Origin of the sequence: Nocardioides sp. SR21 (assembly GCF_022761125.1) — a bacterium.
Taxonomy (GTDB): domain Bacteria; phylum Actinomycetota; class Actinomycetes; order Propionibacteriales; family Nocardioidaceae; genus Nocardioides.
The window spans coordinates 432,252-449,326 of record NZ_JAKWJR010000003.1 but is presented as its reverse complement, the minus strand read 5'-3'; the positions used below and the strand labels follow the sequence as shown (position 1 = coordinate 449,326).

Below are 17,075 nucleotides of genomic sequence, written 5' to 3'. Positions count from 1 at the left end.
CGTGGCAGTCAGGGCAGTACGAGGAGCGACCCAGCTCGACGAGGACGTCCGCGAGCACATGCTCGAGCGGGTGGCCGAGATGGTCACCGACGTCATGGAGTCCAACGGGCTCGACGTCGAGGACTTCATCTCGATCATCTTCACCGCGACCTCCGACCTGAACTCCGAGTTCCCGGCTTATGCGGCGCGGATCCTCGGCTTCAGCGACGTCCCCCTGATCTGTGCCCGGGAGCTCGAGATCGACGGCTCGATGCCGCGGGTCGTGCGGATGATGGCGCACGTCGAGACCGACCTGCCGCGCTCCGACATCACACACGTCTACCTGCACGGCGCGGCCGCGCTGCGCCGTGACCTCACCCGGGTGCACGCGGTCCCCGACGATGAGTGACGCGCTGGTCGGGCCGGTCGAGGTGGTCGGCACCGGCCTGCTCGGTACGTCGATCGCGCTGGCCTGCCGGCGCGCAGGCCTCGAGGTGCTGCTGACCGACCTGTCGGCCGAGCACCTGCGGACCGCGTCCGCCCTCGGTGCCGGCCGGCCGCGCCAGCCGGACGACCGGCCCCAGCTCGTCGTGGTCGCGGTGCCGCCCGACCACCTCGGCCGGGCGATCGCCGACGCGCTGCACGCGAGCGACGCCGTCGTGACCGACGTCGGCAGCGTCAAGAGCGGCCCGCTCGCCGCGGTCGCGGGGGAGCCCGGCGTACGTCGCTACGTCGGCAGTCACCCGATGGCCGGCAGCGAGCGCTCCGGCCCGCTGGCCGCCGCCGCGGACCTCTTCGAGGGCCGTCCGTGGGCGGTGACGCCGCACGCCGACGCCGACCCGGTCGCGGTCGCGCTCGTCGAGCAGCTCGTGGCGCTGTGCAACGCCGTGGTCGTCCGGCTCAGCCCGGAGGACCACGACCGAGCGGTGGCGCGGACGTCGCACGTGCCGCACCTGGTCGCCTCGCTGGTGGCCGGGCGGCTCGCGGACGCACCCGAGGACTACCTCAAGCTCTCCGGTCAGGGAGTCCGCGACGTCACCCGGGTGGCCGCGGGCAGCCCGGACCTGTACGGGCAGATCGTGGCCGCGAACTCCGTGGCCGTGGTCGACCTGCTGACCGAGGTGCGCGCCGGTCTCGACTCGATGATCCAGGCGCTCACCGAGGCCGACCGCGACGGGCTGCGGGTGCTGCTCGATCGCGGCGTCGATGGCACGAAGGCGATCCCGGGCAAGCACGGCGGGCCGGTGCGCCCGATGGCGTCGGTGTTCGTCTCGGTGCCCGACGAACCCGGCGTGCTGGCGCGCCTGTTCGCCGCGGCGGGCGAGGCCGAGGTCAACATCGAGGACGTCCGGATCGACCACGACCTGGGCCGCGCGGTCGGTCTGGTCGAGCTGCTGGTCGACGAGTCGCGCGGCGAGCACCTGCTGGCCTCGCTCGAATCCCGGGGATGGGTGACCCACCGGTAGGCTGTGGGCCCGTGAGCAGCCCACTCGTCGTCGCGATCGACGGCACCTCCGGATCCGGCAAGTCGAGCACCTCGCGGGGTGTCGCGGACCGCCTCGGGCTGCGGTACCTCGACACCGGTGCCATGTTCCGCGCGATGACCTGCTGGATGCTCGCGCAGGGCGTCGACGTGCACGACCCGGCCGCGGTCGCGGCCCGCTGCGACGAGCCCGAGATCGTGTCCGGCACCGACCCGCTCGCGCCCACGATCACCGTCGACGGCGCGGACGTCGCCGTCGCGATCCGCAGCGACGACGTGAACGCCGCGGTCTCGCCGGTCAGCGCCGTCCCCGAGGTGCGCGCCCGTCTGCTCCGGCTCCAGCGCGACGTGATCGCCTCCGACGGCGGGATCGTCGTCGAGGGGCGCGACATCGGCTCCGTGGTCGTCCCGGACGCGCCGGTGAAGGTCTACCTGAGCGCCGACCCCTCCGCCCGCGCGATCCGTCGAGCCGCCGAGCAGGGCGGCGCCGACGTCGAGGCCACCCAGGCATCGCTCCTGGCGCGCGACAGGATCGACTCCGGCCGGGCGACCGCGCCGCTCGTGATGGCCGACGGCGCCGTGCACATCGACACCACGCCGTACTCCCTCGACGAGGTCATCGGCCTCGTCGTCGGGCTGGTCGAGGCCGCCGAGGCGCGGACATGAACAGCGGCGCCGAGCACCTCGCGCCGCCGCGCAGCGACCAGAAGAAGGCACCGCCGCGGTTCATGCTGCACGGCCTGCGCCCGCTCGCGGCCTGGCTGCTCCGGCGTCGGTACGACGTCCGCATCCACGAGACCGGCGCGGTCCCGGCCACCGGCCCGGTGATCTTCGCGTCCAACCACGTGGGCGTCATCGACGGGCCGATGCTGGCGATCTACGCCCCGCGGCCGGTGCACGCGCTGACCAAGCAGGAGATGTTCAAGGGCGTCCTCGGCCGGTTCCTGTACTGGGCCGGCCAGATCCGGCTCGACCGGTTCAACACCGACCCCGACGCCGTGAAGACCTGCCTGCGCGCGCTGCGCGACGGGCGCGCGATCGGCATCTACCCCGAGGGCAGCCGCGGGAGCGGGGACCTCCAGCGGTTCCACCGCGGCGCGGCGTACCTCGCGCTCGTGTCCGGCGCTCCCGTCGTACCCGTGATCATGCTCGGCAGCCGCGAGCCCGGCGGCACCAGCGGCTCGCTGCCGCGCCGCGGCGCGCAGGTCGACATGGTCTTCGGCGAGCCGTTCCACGTCGACGCCGTCGCGTGGCCGAGAACACGGGAACAAGTCGAGAAGCACTCGTTGTTGTTGCGGGAGCACATGTTGGTCCTTCTGGACCAGGCGCGCGCGTTGACCGGGCAGGAGCTGCCCGGCCCGCTGCCGGGCCGTGATGTCGATCCCGACCCCGCCACCGGCGTTACCGATCAAGGAGCACCATGACCGAGCCCACGCCCGAAGCCACTGCATCGGGTCCGGTTCCCGTGCTCGCCGTCGTCGGCCGGCCCAACGTCGGCAAGTCCACGCTGGTGAACCGGATCATCGGCCGCCGCGAGGCCGTCGTGCAGGACATCCCCGGCGTCACCCGCGACCGCGTGTCGTACGACGCCGACTGGAACGGGCGGGCCTTCACCGTCGTCGACACCGGTGGCTGGGACCCGGACGCGAGGGGCCTCGCCGAGGCGATCCGCGCGCAGGCCGAGATCGCGGTGACCCTCGCCGACGCCGTCCTGTTCGTGGTCGACGCGACCGTCGGGATCACCGACGCCGACGAGGCGGTCGTGAAGATCCTGCGCGCGTCGAAGAAGCCCGTCGTGCTCGCGGCGAACAAGGTCGACGACCAGCGCACCGAGGCCGAGGCGTACGGCCTGTGGAACCTCGGGCTGGGGGAGCCGTACCCGGTCTCCGCGCTCCACGGCCGCGGCTCGGGCGACATGCTCGACGCGGTCCTCGCCGCGCTGCCCGAGACGCCGCCGCAGACCTTCGAGGAGGTCGGCGGTCCGCGCCGGATCGCGATCGTCGGCAAGCCGAACGTCGGCAAGTCCTCGCTGCTGAACAAGCTCGCGGGCGAGGAGCGGGTCGTCGTCGACAACGTCGCCGGCACCACCGTCGACCCGGTCGACGAGCTGATCGAGCTCGGCGGCCAGACCTGGCGCTTCATCGACACCGCGGGCATCCGCAAGCGGGTCAAGGAGGCGTCCGGCCACGAGTACTACGCGTCGCTGCGCACGTCGACCGCGATCGACCGCGCCGAGGTCGCCGTCCTGGTGCTGAACGGCGGGGAGTCGATCTCCGAGCAGGACGTCCGCATCCTGCAGACCGTCCGCGAGGCCGGCCGCGCGCTGGTCATCGCCTTCAACAAGTGGGACCTCGTCGACGAGGAGCGCCGCTACTACCTCGAGCGCGAGATCGAGCGTGACCTCGTGCAGGTGCAGTGGGCGCCGCGGATCAACATCACCGCGCGCACCGGCTGGCACATCGACCGCCTGGTCCCCGCGCTCGAGAAGGCCATCGAGGGTTGGGAGACGCGCATCTCGACCGGCGCGCTCAACGCCTTCCTCGGCCGCCTCGTCGCCGAGCACCCGCACCCGGTGCGCAGTGGAAAGCAGCCGCGCGTGCTGTTCGGCACCCAGGTCTCGACCGCGCCCCCGACGTTCGTCCTCTTCACGAGCGGCAAGCTCGATGCGTCGTACGAACGCTTCATCGAGCGTCGCCTCCGCGAGGAGTTCGGCTTCGTCGGTACGCCGATCGTGCTGAACCAGCGTCCGCGGGAGAAGCGCAAGCGCTGATCTGCGTGCCCGGAGATGTGCGGAATGGTCACCAACCGCAGGTTTGCGGGGCTCTGATGCGCGGTTGGTGACCATTCGGTGCGCTGGGGCCTGGTGGTGGTGTCGGCGGTGTGTCAGCAACCGTTTCTGCGTCGTGAATGGTTGCGCACGCACCGCTGGCTTCGGTGGTCGTTGCGGAATGGTCACCAACCGCAGATTTCAGGGCTCTGATGCGCGGTTGGTGACCATTCGGTGCACGGCCGCCCGGTGGTTGTGTGAGCGGTGTGTCAGCAACCGTTTCTGCGTCGTGAATGGTTGCCCACGCACCGCTGGCATGGATGATCGCTGCGGAATGGTCACCAACCGCACATTTTCGGGGCCCTCACGCGCGGTTGGTGACCATTCGGTGCACGGCGTGGCCCGGGTTACCGTCGGGCCATGAGGAGACTCGTGGCCCTCGGTCTGACCGTTCTGCTCGCGGTGCCGTTCGGTGGCGCGGCCGTGCAGGCCAAGCCGATCGCCGGCACCAGCTGCTCGGAGTTCCCGGCCGACAACTGGTGGCGCGCCGACGTGAGCGACCTGCCCGTGCACGCGCGCAGCCGGCAGTGGCTGTCGCACATGTCGACCGGTGCCGACCTGCACCCGGACTTCGGGCCGTCGTACGGCGACGGGCCGGACTACGGGATCCCGATCACCGTCGTGAAGTCGTCTCACCCGAAGCTGCGGGTGCGCTTCGACTACGCGGGGGAGAGCGACAAGGTGCGCTACCCGCTCGGCCGCGGCACCCGGATCGAGGGCGGCCGCGGGTCGTCGGGGGACAAGCACGCGATCGTCGTCGACAAGGGCGCCTGCAAGCTCTACGAGACCTGGAACACCCGCGTGCGCCGGGGTGGCTGGGTCGCCGGTTCCGGCGCGGTGTGGTCGCTGAGGTCGAACAGGCTGCGCCCGGACGGGTGGACCTCGGCCGATGCGGCCGGGTTGCCGATCCTGCCCGGGCTGCTGCGGTTCAACGAGGTGAGGGCCGGGAACGTCGACCACGCGATCCGGTTCACCACCGACGTCACGAGCACCCACCACCTGTGGCCGGCCCGGCACGACGCCGGCTCGCGGAGCGGCCTGGCCTATCCGCCGATGGGGGCGCGGTTCCGGCTGAGGGCCGACTTCCGGACCCACGGGTTCTCGACGTACGCCATCGCGGTCATCGACGCGATGAAGAAGTACGGGCTCGTGCTCGCCGACAACGGGTCGCCGTGGTTCTTCCAGGGCGAGCAGAACCGGCGCTGGCCGGAGTTCCTGATCGAGGACCTCAAGCGGATCCCGGCATCGGCGTTCGTCGCGGTCGACACCTCATCGCTGCAGGTGTCGCCGGACTCGGCCGCGGTCGATTCTGATTGAGGTCAGGTTCTGACCGGATGCGTTCGTAGCGTGCTGGTCATGACGAACACCGAGCGCGACGACCTGATCGACCTCCTCACCAAGCACCGGGAGCTCTTCCGGTTCACCGTCCAGGGCCTCTCCGACGACGCCGCCCGGACCACCCCGACCGCCAGCGAGCTGTCGCTCGGTGGCCTCATCAAGCACGTGACCGCGATGGAGAAGAGCTGGGCCGACTTCATCGTGAACGGTCCGGCCGAGCGGCCGGACGTGGACTGGGCGAGCGTCGACTGGAGCAACCCGCCCGCCGAGGTCCTCGAGTTCCAGAACGGCTTCCGGATGCTCGAGCACGAGACCCTCGAGGGCCTGCTCAAGGATCACTCCGACGCCGCGGCCGTGACCGACGAGCTCGTGCGCACCGTCGACCTCGACAGCCGGCACCCGTTGCCCGAGGCGCCGTGGTTCCCGGCCGGCGCGACCTGGTCGGCGCGCCGCGCGTTGATCCACATCGCGCTCGAGACCGCCCAGCACGCCGGTCACGCCGACATCATCCGCGAGACCATCGACGGCCAGAAGTCGATGGGCTGACCGCTGCCTGCTCGGGTCGTCCGCCTCTCACGTTGTCCTACGTCTGGCAGGCGGACGACCCGATTCCGACACCGGCGCCCGGCTGCGATAAGGTTCCTGCGGTCCTTCCGGGGACCGTTCGGGCTGTGGCGCAGCTTGGTAGCGCACTTGACTGGGGGTCAAGGGGTCGCAGGTTCAAATCCTGTCAGCCCGACCGAAGAAACCGCAGGTCAGAGGCTGGATCCGGGGAGTAGGACTCCCCGGATCCAGCCTCTGATTGGTCTTACAACCTTATCTGCCACCTTAAGATGGCTACCGGTTCTACTGGCTGCTCCGGAGTAGGTAGCGAGGCTTCCAGCATTACTCGGCTGGCAATACGACTCTCCGGGATGCACAAGTACGGCGGGTCGGCCTTGCACTCGAACGTACGTGCGAGAGGATCTGACTCATGCTCCCCGGTGATTCTGCAGACCTGCGAAAGGCCCGTGGAGCGTTTTTCACGCCTGAGAAGGTGGCTCGGTTCGTCACCGACTGGGCCGTTCGGTCGTCTGCCGACGCTGTGATCGAACCGTCCTGCGGCGAGGCGGTCTTCTTGCATCAGATCAGCCGTGAGCACAAAGGACGGATCGTCGGGGTGGAGATCCACCCGGCGTCCGCACGGGAAGCGGAACGTACGCTCAACCGTGACGGCATCCGTGCCTCCGTTCATACCGGTGACTTCTTCGCTCACACTGAGTTTGGACGATTCGATGCAGCCGTCGGCAACCCTCCGTACGTTCGGTATCAGGGTTGGACCGGCGAGGCCCGCAAGGCGTCTCTTGCGGCGGCCCTGGGTGCGGGGGTCAATCTCACGAATCTTGCGAGTTCGTGGGCTGCCTTCACGGTTCACTCCGCGCTTCACCTGCGCGATGGGGGCCGTCTGGGATTGGTCCTCCCGGCCGAGCTGTTGACGGTGAACTATGCAGCGCCGGTAAGGCAGTTTCTGATGGACCACTTCGGCGACGTGACGTTGGTGCTCTTTGAGGAGCGTGTCTTCCCCGGCATCGAAGTGGAGGCTGTTCTTCTGCTCGCGGATGGCTTCGATGCGGAAGGGCACAACGGCACGGACCACATGAGCCTGATCCAGGTCGGCGGTGCCGGTGACCTCACCGATCTCGCATCAGCCCGTCGTTGGACTCCTCCAGCGCGTGGCGCTCGTTGGTCGGCTGGGCTCATGTCTTCGCACGGATTCGCCGCTTACTCGTCCGCTCTCGGACTGGATGGAATCGATGTTCTAGAGGCGTGGGGCGACACGACGTTAGGCATGGTCACCGGTAACAACAAGTTCTTCACGATGGGTCCCGGCAAGGTCGCCGCGCTAGGACTGACGGATACCGACGTTGTGCCGTTGTCGCCCCCCGGGTCACGCCATCTCCGTTCGTTAACGCTGACATCGATCGGATTGGAGCGCCTCGCATCGCAAGGAGAGGCGACATACCTCTTTCGGCCCGACGGCGAACCTTCTCGGGCTGCTTGGCGCTACATCAAGTCTGGCGAGGACCTCGACGTCCACACTGCTTACAAGTGTCGTGTGCGCAGCACCTGGTGGCGAGTCCCGTATCTACGGCCGGCCGACCTTTTCTTGACCTACATGAACGCCGACACCCCGCGCCTGGCGACCAATCGAGCGAAGGCGCATCATCTGAACTCGGTGCACGGCGTGTATCTGAACGCGGGGGTTCGCGAGCTGGGACGAAGCCTGCTCCCGCTCGCATCGTTGAACTCCGTCACCCTCCTCGGCGCTGAGGTTGTGGGACGCGCCTATGGGGGCGGGATGCTGAAGATCGAGCCGCGCGAGGCGGATCGACTTCCGATGCCGTCTTCGGAACTAGTGAATGCGCATCGCGACACTTTGAGGTCCCTGCGACCTGCGGTGGCAGCCTCATTGCGTGCAGGGCGACTGCTCGATGCCGTATCGCTCGTGGACGGCGTCCTCCTCACAGGGGCACTTGGGTTGAGCGGGCGCGACCTGGCTGCGATCCGACTCGACCGAGCGAATCTTGCTTCGAGGCGTGCGGTCAGAGGTAGAGGCGGCTCGCGTGGCGAAGGATGACTCGAAGAAGGCACTCGCATGGCCGATGTTCGATGCGCTCGTTACGGGAGCGTCGAAGCGGCAGGTCAACCCCTGGGCCCGGGGCAAGTTCGTCCCTGACTTCGAGACGTTGGAGCGGCTCCTCGCCGTGCCTCTTCTTCTCGGCGCGGACTCGACCTCAGGGGTTCCAGCCCTCGCCCTCGACGTGTGGGTTGCGTACGAGTTGCGCCGGTCTGGCCTCGACCCGGACGCCGTGTGGCCCCGCGAGTCCCCGCCACGCGTGATCTCGTCGGATCTTCTTCGGTTCGTTGACAAGCAGTATGTGCGAACGAAGAACGAGATCCAGGAACGCCTTTCCAAGGGCGGCACCACCTTTGGGGGAACCGTAGGCGGTTCCGCAAACATCCTTGGGAAGAACTACCTCAAGCAGGTTGATGTCGTGCTCAGTCACTGGTCAACCGGCCCGGAGTTGATGATCTCCACGAAGCGCATGGATTCCTCGTTCGGGAAGAACGCTGCGAATCGGGTCGAGGAGTCCTACGGCGACTCGAAGAACCTGCGGTTGCGGTACCCCCAAGCGGCCACAGGGTTCGTCTACGGTCTGCGCTCGACGTGCTGGGTAGAGACGCCGGATAAGGCTCACTGGCTCGTCGATCTGCTGACCAAGCTCGGGCGGGAGGACGACGCCTACCACGCGGTCGCACTGATCGTGCCTGAGTATGGCGGGGGCGTTTTGGCCGAGGAGGATGAGGCCGAGTCAGCGCCGATCGATGACGCAGTCGTCCCAGAGCCGGACCCACAACTCGAGTTGGACCTGCGGCGGGACGAGATCGAGCAGAGGTTGTCGTCTCTGCCTGCGGTGACGCTTCGCCATGACCTGGTTCCCGAAGAGGTCAGTCCCGCACGGTTCTTCGACGTCATGCTGAACGTGCTTCTCGACAACACTCCCGTCAACTTTCACGGGAACGCGCGCGCCCTGCGTGCACAGGGCACCGGTGGAAAAGTGAATAGCGACGCCACCCTTGAGCCTTAGAGTGAAGCCGTGATGAGAGCCCATCGAACGGACATCGAGCTTGAGACGATCGTCCGACGAATCATGGACGATGAGCTCGACTTGCAGCCCGAGTTTCAGCGCGGCGAGATCTGGGACGAGAGGCGTCGCCGTCGTCTCATCGACACCATCCTGCGCGACTGGTACATCCCGGCAGTCCACATCGTTCGCGAGAATGATCGCGAACTGGTGCTCGATGGTCAGCAACGGTTGGCGACAATCCGGGACTTCTTTGCGGACAAGTTGACCGTGGACGGAACGACCGAGCCGTTCTCGGAAGAGATCGCTAGCTACGGCGGTCTCCGGTTCTCTGATCTGCCTGAAAGTAGGCAGCGCGCATTCAGGCGTTTCCCCCTGCCGGTCGTTTACCTGAGCGGACATTCGCCCGGCGAGCCGAACGAATTGTTCTTCCGTCTCAATCAGTCGTACAACCTGACGCCGCCCGAGAAGCGCAATGCGCTTCATGGAGTCGCGCGCAACCAGGTCAAGGACCTAGTGCGTGAAATGGAAGACTGGGGACTGCTCCAGCGTGAACGTATTGGGTTCAACAATCAGCGGCTCGCCTATGACGACATCGTGGCCCGTACGTGTGTGGCGGTTGAGCGCAACACGTTGCGGAAGCACATCAACAACAACGTGGTCGAGGACTACTACCGCGATCAGAAGTTCTCAACTTCGACGATCGAGGCGGTGCGCCAAGCGGGACGCGAACTGATGTCCCAGGTCGTCAACGCAATGGCCGGCGTCAAGTTCAATAAGGGAACACTGCAAACGTGGCTGTTGTACTGCCACTGGGCACCCCAAGAAGCGGGTTCGATTCCGATCGATCTTCTGGCGCGGTTCGAACACGAGAGGCGGCGTCTCAAGCGGCGGGAGGAACTTGACCTGCCCCGTGATGTAGAGCGGCTTCTATCGGTCGTGTCCATCTATGACGACCGGGCCTCGTATCGGGTCACCGATGTTAGTTCCGTCGTCGCCCGCGACCTTGCGATCCACCTGTTCTCCGTAGGCTTCTATGCCACTCAGGAGAATCGCGGCTCAAAGGCGTTCATACAGCACCTGGTTGACCATCCTCGCTACGACGCGTCGTCCCTTGTTTTCCAGTTCGCTGACGAGACGATGTGGGGCGAACCCCTAGTCGAGCGCAGGTAAGGCGTGCGCGCAGCGAAAGAGGCCGCAGTTTGGGGCAGCCTCATCAAGGCACGGGCGGAAGCCGGCTCCGAGCCGTTCGAGGTCGGGAGTGGCACGACCATCGATCTGGCAAGACCCTGCACCGTGCTAGGTGGTCGTAACGGCGCGGGGAAGAGCCGTTTACTGCGCAAGTTGGAGGCGCATCTAGGGGACAGGGCACTCCTAGTCGATCTGCACCACCTGACCGAACAAGCGCTGATCCTTTACCGATCGCGCGATGACTTCGACGCCATGACCGACGAAGTGGATCCCTTGGGTCCGAGCGATGACCGCCTCAAGGACATCCAGAAGATCGTCGGCCGCTCGTACGACTCGATCGACTGGTTCTCGCTGGAAATCGAGCCCGACGATCCGGAGGTGGCCGATCGGTTTCGCTGGTTAGGCGACCAGTCCTTGATCCCGTACTTCCGCGCGACGTACCGCGGGCATAGCTACACGTCCAAGGACATGGGACTCGGGGAGTTCTCAGTCCACTTCCTGTTTTGGGTTCTCGAACTCTTCCGAGAGGAGCAGGGCATCGTTCTGCTGTTGGACGAACCGGACGCCTACCTCCCACCAGTTGGCGTCCACAGCCTGCTCGCCCGCCTCCTGCATGTGTGCCTCAAGCGCAACTGGTCCTTGGTGCTGAGCACCCACTCCGAAGAAATGATTGCCCTCGCGACGTACAACCAAGGCTTCACCCTCCTGCAGGTCAACGAAGCGGGGGAGACGACTGCCTCGCATTCGACCGATGATCCGATGGTTGCGATCAGTCTGTTGTCGCGGCCGCCCGTTGACAGCATCGTCTTTGCCGAAGACGAGTCTGCGTGTGCATTGGCCAGGGCCCTGGTGGCGGCTGTGGATCCTCTACAGGTTCGGCGGACGGTGTTTCTGTGGGGCGGAGACGGCGACGGCTACCTGAAGGAGCTGCACAAGCATCTCCCGAAGCCGCCCCAGCCAGAGGTGCGCTTCGCGTATGCGTTCGACGGAGACCAGCGCGGAACGCTAGGCGCGACAAAGGACAAGCGCTGGGGTGGCGTCTTTCTGCCGACCGATGAGGATCCGGACGAGCTCATGCAGAGTCTCGCCTCGGAGGTTGCCGCGCTTGCAGAACGGCTGATGACCACCGAAGAACGACTCAGGCCCTTCCTGGCATCCATCGAAGGGGAGGACTGTCACGACTGGGTCAACAAGTTGGGCGAAGAGTATGGACGACCGCTGGTGCTGCAGGTACTACCTGCGCTCTGGGCCGAACTCCATCCTGGCGAGACCCAGGTCTTTGTGGAGGAACTCCGCGCCGCGTGGTCATAGCTGGTGACAAACTTGAGCCAGGGATCGATCAGCGGTCCAAGCGTTGCGCCAGACTGCGGACATGGATGCTTCGGACTGGTTCCTCGTCGCCGTGACATCTGGTCTCGTGGCCGGCGTTGCCAACAACCTGACTTCTCTGCTGACGAACTGGCTGGACCGCAGGGCGCGTAAGACCGAGCGAGAGGCGGAGGAGGCGCACGCAGCATCCTTGCGGCGGGAGGCCGCTCACGACGCTGCCCGTGCCACGTTCCTGCCGATGGCCGAGTCGCTAGCGCTCTGGGCCACCAAACTTGCCTACGACATCCATTTCGAGGACGTCGGGGCGTATCACTTTCCGGGGACCGAGAAGACGGTCCTTAGCAAGACATCGGAGGTCCTCGATGTCGCTCGTGCGGTCGCCTGGGGACATCCGACGAAGTCCGTTCGAACTCAAGCCGACGCCCTCTACGAGTCCCTCGCTGACCGCTTCGGCGACGTCGATCGGGCGCGGGAGGATCTGACTCAAGCCGAGGCTTCCACGTGGCAATCGCAAGCTGAGGAACTGATCCGGTTGATCCACACACCAGAGACCTGAGACGGGGTAGGGCTCGCGTCCTATCAGTAGCGCGGGGCGTTGGGCGAGAGTCTCGCGTTTGACCTCCGCGCCCGCGCTGGGGTCAGCCCTGCAGCGCTCTGGCAAGGACGTCGGAGGCTTGCCGTGCCGCCTGCGGGAGCAAGTGGCCATATGTATCGACCGTGATGGTGATGCTCGCGTGACCCAGCATCATGCTGACGGTCGAGATCGGCACTCCGTGGCTGAGCATGAGCGTCGCCGCGGTGTGGCGCAGGGTGTGCATTCCGATCTTGGGCAGGCCGGCCAAGCCCGCCAGGCGGTTGATGTCGCGGTGTGCGTTTCGCGGGTCAACAGGCGTGCCTTTCTCCGTCACGAACACGTAGCCGGTGTCCTCCCACGCGGGTCCGGCGGCGAGCCGCTCTCGCGCAGTCCGCCGCTTCACCGCTCGCAGCGTCTCCACGACATCGCTGGATACCTCGAAGTGACGACGCGACTTCTTGGTCTTCGGTTCGTCCCGCACAAGCGCACCGCCGCGGCGCGAGAGTGTGCCCCGAACATGGATCGTCCCGGCGTCGAGGTTCACGTCCTCCCACCGCAGCGCGAGCGCCTCGCCCTTGCGGACGCCAGTGCCGACCGTGAATGCGATAAGCGAGTGAGCGCGTGAATCCGGATCGTCGGGCCCGCCTGCGCCGAGAGCGGCCGCCAACAGCTTGCGAACCTGTTCCGGGGTCAGCACCTCGGCCTCGGTGTGACGGTCCTCCTCAGGTCGCTCGATCGTCTTGAACGGGTTGGACGCGAGCACACCGTCCTTCACCGCTTCGTCCGCGATCATGCTCACGACGATGAACGTCTGTCGGATCGTGCTCGCGGCCAGATGCCTCGCCGTCGTTCCGGGCAGCACTCCATCCCTACCGGGGCGGCGCACATCCTTGGATCGCAGCTCCGCCACAAACGCGGTTGCAGCCGGCCGCGTGACCTTTCGCATCGTCGTTTGACCCAACCTGGACGGCACGATGTGGTGCTTCACCAGCGATCCGTACAGCGCCTTCGTGGAGTCCTTCTTACGAGGTGAAACTGCCAGGGTGGTGGTCACCCACCGGTCGGCGTACTCGCCGAAGGTGCCGCGCGCGGCGGCCTGTGCAGGGGCTTGCCCCGCCTTCGCCTTCTCGGCCTTCTTCCGGAGGTCGGGCAGCAGCCTCGTGGCCTTGTGCTCGCTCTCGGCACTTCCCTGCACCCGCTTCATCCGGCCCGTGATCGGGTCTTCGTACTCGACCCGCGCGATCCACCTGCCCTCGCTGCGCGAGTCCTTGAACACCTGGCCCTCGCCCTTGTGGCGGCGACGGCGTTCCTCGGTTGTCATGCGCACCATGCTAGTGACCCTTTGACGTTGCCAAGGCGAGATTGCGAATAAGGTTGTCGAATCAGTTGTCCCACCCCCGGGGAGTACCTCCGATCAATGGCTGGTCCCAGGACCGCCGGGGAGGGCTCCGATTGGTGCGGAGGGTTCAAACATTTCGAGACCGTCGATCCGTCGATGAACTGTCTGGGGCTGTGATCGGGTGTGGCGGGCACGGTAGGAGATGGCCGCGCCCGCCACGTCTCGGTGCCCGGGTTCAGTCGGACGTGTGGCTGGGGTTGTTGTCGTGCAGGTGGTGCGGTGCGGCTTGGCTGATGGCGATGTCAGCGAGGGTGCGGTTGAGCTGGACGGACTGCCAGCCGCACTCGCCGCAGAACAGGAACCACTGGCCGGCGTGGCGGCGGTCCTGCACGGGCGTCATCCGGACGTGGGACGAGCGGGGCACGTCAGTTGCTGCTCTTGTTGGCGGGCGTCGCGGCGATGAGACGCCCGGTCTCGTCGTAGGTGTACGTGGTCGGCGGCGTAAGCGGGTTGCCTTGGGCGTCGGTGGGGACGCGCGCGGCCTGGGCGGCGGCGATGCGGGTGCGGGCGTTGTCGGTGGAAGAGCGGATGTTCTCGGTCATGTTGCTTCCTCTCGGAGGGTTGGTCAGTCGGCGATGTGGCCGAGCGCGGCCACGATGGGCAGAGCATTGAGGGGCGGGATGTCGTACAGGTATGGACCGAGCTGGTTCTGCGTGTCCGGGGCGATGTCGGTGAGCGCGACGTACACGGAGGTGTCCCACTCCATGCCGTTGAGGAAGTCGTCCAGGGCCTTCGCGGACGCCGCGTGCCGGAGGGCCTCGGCGAAGGTTTCGGAGGCCTTCAGCAGGCGCGTACGGGCGTCCTGCATGGCGGTACGAGCCGTGTCGGACGCGTAGTGCTCCATGATCGCGTTCGTCAGATCGCCGCGAACCAGCTCGACGGCATCGGCGAGCGCTGCGGCTTCGTGCTCGACGGTCGCGCGGCGGCGGATGAGGGCGTCGGCGTTGGGCGTGCCGTTGAGCGGCTTTCCGGTGCGCGCGGCCTGGTCGGCGGCCTCGGCGTCGAGGCGCTTGGCCTCGCTGTCGTCGGCGTGGCGATTGAACGAGAGGTTGCTGCGCTCGCCCTGTGCAGCATCAGCGCGGGCGGTCAGCTTGCGGTATTCAGCCAGGAGGGTGGCGATGTTCTTCGGGAGCGCGTCGAGGGGGACGGCGGTGCTGCGGTAGGGGTCCCCCGAGGGGAGGGCAGTGCGGATGCGGGTCATGTGGGTTCTTTCGTCTCAGTCGATGTTGCGGGAGGTCGGTGGGGCGGTGTTGCGGTTGCGCTTGCCTGCGCGGTTGGGGCGGCGACGTGCGGCGTCCCAGCACGAGGTGCACCGTCCGTCGCGCCGTCCGGGGCGTTGGTCGCGAGACTCGCGGCGGGTGCACTCCGGACACATGCGGGCCAGTCGGGCCGGGTTGGAGTCGGTGGTCGCGGCCATGACCGGGCGCGGCTTCGTGTTGCGGGGCTTGATGCGGAGCAGCGCCATGGCGGCGCAGCTGTCGCACATGCCTCGTTCGTTGCCCTGCGCGTCGATGTAGCGGTGCGTCCTCGGGCGAGGGCAGTTGTCGGCGTGGGTGATGTCGGCGGGCATCAGTGCTTCTCCCTGTGGGTGCCGTCGCAGGCGGTGCAGCAGCGCCGTCCGGCGTTGATGGTCAGCGCCGCGCAGCCACGCACAGATGCACCGCACTGGATGCAGGAGTCGATGAAGTCCGTGACGTGATCGTTGTGCGGCGGGCAGACGTACCCGCCGGAAGCGGTCAGGTTCGCGACGTGCGCGTAGTCGATGACCGCGATGGCATCGCAGCCGGGCTGGGCGCAGTCGAGCTGCACCGGGTAGTGAGGCATCAGTCGGTGTTCTCCCTGTTGCTGTCGTTGGTTGGAATGCATCCACCGCAGGCGACGCAGTCGCCGTCAGTGGTCGGGCGCGAGTTCGGGCAGGCGCACGCGCCCCCGTACGCGTGCGGAAGGGTGTGGGGGTCGTCGCCCCGCAGGGCGGTGACGGCCTTAGTTTCAGTAGAAACGTGGCCGCGTCCCGGCCGAGATTCAGCAGTCTCCCGGCCATGGGTAGGCCGCCTCCCGGCCATGACCCCGTGCGGGTACGTCAGGACGTACCGCGTCCGCTCGCCCTCCTGGCGCGCCTTCCAGACGGGCGGGCGATGACGGATCACCCACGCGCCGTTCTCGAGATTGTTCAGGTGGGTCTTCACCGTGGAGAGCGCCAGGCCCGTCGAACCGGCCAGCCACTTCAGCGAGACGCGTACCTCGCCGCTGTCGTTGTCAGCGACCCCGGCCAGCGTCAGCGCGATGTGACGGGACGGTGGCGGCAGGGCGCTCTCCCGGATGGCGTGGGCGTACCAGTAGCCGCCTCCCGCCCGGACCGTCACCTGCCGCTGCCAGCGACCATGCGCGACGGGTGCATGCGGCTGGCGCTGGACCGGAGCCGCAGCCGGGTACATCCCCGCGTCGTGCATGCGATCCCGGCGGGGGCGAGACACCAGGGACACGGCCACGGCGGGGGGCCGGGAGGCAGGCCGTACGTCTCGCGGCGGAAGGGAGCGACGCGTACGGGGCCGCCCATCAGCTCGCCCCGAGCTGGACCCCCGCGTTGTGGCACTTCGGCCCGGCAGCGTTGGTCTGGTGGTGACGCTTGATGTAGTTGTCGAGCGACGCGACGGTGATGAGCGTGCGCGCACCGACGCGGATCACGTCCACCTCGCCCGCGTTGATGAGGCGGTACATGGAGGTGCGCCCGATCCCTCCGAGGTACCAGCGCGACTCGTTGACGCTGAGGATCGGCGGCGAATTGTGTACCGTCGTCATGGAACTCCTTCTTTAGTTGGGGTAGACGCGTGACGGGGCGGGACTTCTTGGCGGATGGACCGCCCCGTTTACGCAGATTCGACCGAGGCCCTTTGGAGGCCCGTGCCGGTTCGCGACGGGCTTTCGGTGCTCGTCGGTGTACGGGTAGAAGCCTTCCCGTCGCCGGGGGCGCATGCAAGCCAGTAGGGCAGGTTTCCGGGAGCACGCGTGCGGCTCGCGCGAGGATCGGATAAGCGGTAGTACTCAGGAGTACTCAGTAGAAAACTCACTGTGACGCAGATCACACGGTTGCTAATGGGCGAACTCGCGTTGATCTTGCACGAACACGGACGACACCCGTTGAGCCGGGCCAGCACGGAGGCCCGTTGAAACGCAGAGTTGATGGGCGCTGCGTGGCTAAGCCACTCGTCACTCGTGCCGGTCCTCCGGGATGCGGGTGATGCGGTCGCGCGGAGCGGCGTTCGGCGCGACAACCTTACGAACAACCTTATGGCCGCGAGTTGCGTGAATCGACCGTAGTTGTTCCAGGA

The 17,075-nt window shown here is 67.0% G+C and carries 20 protein-coding genes and 1 tRNA gene; 13 read left to right on the top strand and 8 right to left on the bottom strand.

Annotated features, from left to right (window positions below; translation table 11 throughout):
- Position 1: 1 nt before the first annotated feature.
- The 13 genes from aroH to MJ604_RS08125 all read left to right on the top strand — a co-directional run bounded on the left by aroH (position 2) and on the right by MJ604_RS08125 (position 12,329).
- Entirely contained in the window at positions 2 to 388 is a 387-nt protein-coding gene (gene aroH, locus MJ604_RS08185; RefSeq protein ID WP_243057827.1) for a chorismate mutase, read from the top strand.
- The gene (locus tag MJ604_RS08180) at positions 381 to 1,445 is read left to right on the top strand and encodes a prephenate dehydrogenase (RefSeq protein WP_243057826.1); all 1,065 of its coding nucleotides are present in this window, start codon (positions 381 to 383) and stop codon (positions 1,443 to 1,445) included. The genes aroH and MJ604_RS08180 overlap by 8 nt, the downstream gene beginning before the upstream one ends.
- Positions 1,446 to 1,456: 11 nt before the next feature.
- Positions 1,457 to 2,128: a (d)CMP kinase gene (cmk, locus tag MJ604_RS08175; protein WP_308194122.1), complete on the top strand. Its 672-nt coding sequence runs from the start codon at positions 1,457 to 1,459 to the stop codon at positions 2,126 to 2,128.
- Complete coding sequence (locus tag MJ604_RS08170; protein ID WP_243057824.1) at positions 2,125 to 2,886, top strand: 1-acyl-sn-glycerol-3-phosphate acyltransferase; 762 nt, start codon at positions 2,125 to 2,127, stop codon at positions 2,884 to 2,886. The genes cmk and MJ604_RS08170 overlap by 4 nt, the downstream gene beginning before the upstream one ends.
- Positions 2,883 to 4,232 carry a ribosome biogenesis GTPase Der gene (gene der, locus MJ604_RS08165; protein WP_243057823.1) on the top strand — a complete coding sequence of 450 codons (1,350 nt, stop codon included), beginning with the start codon at positions 2,883 to 2,885 and terminating at the stop codon, positions 4,230 to 4,232. Before MJ604_RS08170 ends, der begins: the two co-directional genes overlap by 4 nt.
- Before the next feature lie 417 nt (positions 4,233 to 4,649).
- Complete coding sequence (locus MJ604_RS08160; protein WP_243057822.1) at positions 4,650 to 5,606, top strand: hypothetical protein; 957 nt, start codon at positions 4,650 to 4,652, stop codon at positions 5,604 to 5,606.
- Positions 5,607 to 5,645: 39 nt separating this feature from the next.
- Positions 5,646 to 6,173 (top strand): DinB family protein, encoded by a 528-nt coding sequence (locus tag MJ604_RS08155; RefSeq protein WP_243057821.1) that lies wholly within the window; start codon positions 5,646 to 5,648, stop codon positions 6,171 to 6,173.
- Between the two features lie 119 nt (positions 6,174 to 6,292).
- Positions 6,293 to 6,366: transfer RNA gene (locus MJ604_RS08150), tRNA-Pro, on the top strand.
- Between the two features lie 234 nt (positions 6,367 to 6,600).
- On the top strand, positions 6,601 to 8,244 hold the full coding sequence (locus tag MJ604_RS08145) for an N-6 DNA methylase (protein WP_243057820.1): 1,644 nt from the start codon (positions 6,601 to 6,603) through the stop codon (positions 8,242 to 8,244).
- Complete coding sequence (locus tag MJ604_RS08140; protein ID WP_243057819.1) at positions 8,231 to 9,256, top strand: hypothetical protein; 1,026 nt, start codon at positions 8,231 to 8,233, stop codon at positions 9,254 to 9,256. The genes MJ604_RS08145 and MJ604_RS08140 overlap by 14 nt, the downstream gene beginning before the upstream one ends.
- A gap of 12 nt (positions 9,257 to 9,268) precedes the next feature.
- Positions 9,269 to 10,426 carry a DUF262 domain-containing protein gene (locus tag MJ604_RS08135; protein ID WP_243057868.1) on the top strand — a complete coding sequence of 386 codons (1,158 nt, stop codon included), beginning with the start codon at positions 9,269 to 9,271 and terminating at the stop codon, positions 10,424 to 10,426.
- A gap of 3 nt (positions 10,427 to 10,429) precedes the next feature.
- Positions 10,430 to 11,755: a hypothetical protein gene (locus MJ604_RS08130; RefSeq protein WP_243057818.1), complete on the top strand. Its 1,326-nt coding sequence runs from the start codon at positions 10,430 to 10,432 to the stop codon at positions 11,753 to 11,755.
- 61 nt (positions 11,756 to 11,816) lie between these two features.
- A complete protein-coding gene (locus MJ604_RS08125; RefSeq protein ID WP_243057817.1) occupies positions 11,817 to 12,329 on the top strand; it encodes a hypothetical protein in 513 nt (170 codons plus the stop codon).
- A gap of 82 nt (positions 12,330 to 12,411) precedes the next feature.
- Here MJ604_RS08125 and MJ604_RS08120 read toward each other — a convergent pair whose 3' ends face one another.
- The 8 genes from MJ604_RS08120 to MJ604_RS08085 all read right to left on the bottom strand — a co-directional run bounded on the left by MJ604_RS08120 (position 12,412) and on the right by MJ604_RS08085 (position 16,545).
- Positions 12,412 to 13,668 carry a tyrosine-type recombinase/integrase gene (locus MJ604_RS08120; RefSeq protein ID WP_243057816.1) on the bottom strand — a complete coding sequence of 419 codons (1,257 nt, stop codon included), beginning with the start codon at positions 13,666 to 13,668 and terminating at the stop codon, positions 12,412 to 12,414.
- 253 nt (positions 13,669 to 13,921) lie between these two features.
- The gene (locus MJ604_RS08115) at positions 13,922 to 14,110 is read right to left on the bottom strand and encodes a hypothetical protein (protein WP_243057815.1); all 189 of its coding nucleotides are present in this window, start codon (positions 14,108 to 14,110) and stop codon (positions 13,922 to 13,924) included.
- 1 nt (position 14,111) lies between these two features.
- Positions 14,112 to 14,288, bottom strand: a complete 177-nt coding sequence (locus MJ604_RS08110; protein ID WP_243057814.1) for a hypothetical protein — start codon at positions 14,286 to 14,288, stop codon at positions 14,112 to 14,114.
- 23 nt (positions 14,289 to 14,311) lie between these two features.
- A complete protein-coding gene (locus tag MJ604_RS08105) occupies positions 14,312 to 14,947 on the bottom strand; it encodes a hypothetical protein (RefSeq protein ID WP_243057813.1) in 636 nt (211 codons plus the stop codon).
- 15 nt (positions 14,948 to 14,962) lie between these two features.
- Positions 14,963 to 15,316: a hypothetical protein gene (locus tag MJ604_RS08100; protein WP_243057812.1), complete on the bottom strand. Its 354-nt coding sequence runs from the start codon at positions 15,314 to 15,316 to the stop codon at positions 14,963 to 14,965.
- Positions 15,316 to 15,570: a hypothetical protein gene (locus tag MJ604_RS08095; RefSeq protein ID WP_243057811.1), complete on the bottom strand. Its 255-nt coding sequence runs from the start codon at positions 15,568 to 15,570 to the stop codon at positions 15,316 to 15,318. Before MJ604_RS08095 ends, MJ604_RS08100 begins: the two co-directional genes overlap by 1 nt.
- The gene (locus MJ604_RS08090) at positions 15,570 to 16,109 is read right to left on the bottom strand and encodes a hypothetical protein (RefSeq protein ID WP_243057810.1); all 540 of its coding nucleotides are present in this window, start codon (positions 16,107 to 16,109) and stop codon (positions 15,570 to 15,572) included. Before MJ604_RS08090 ends, MJ604_RS08095 begins: the two co-directional genes overlap by 1 nt.
- Before the next feature lie 193 nt (positions 16,110 to 16,302).
- A complete protein-coding gene (locus MJ604_RS08085; RefSeq protein WP_243057809.1) occupies positions 16,303 to 16,545 on the bottom strand; it encodes a helix-turn-helix domain-containing protein in 243 nt (80 codons plus the stop codon).
- Positions 16,546 to 17,075 lie beyond the last annotated feature (530 nt).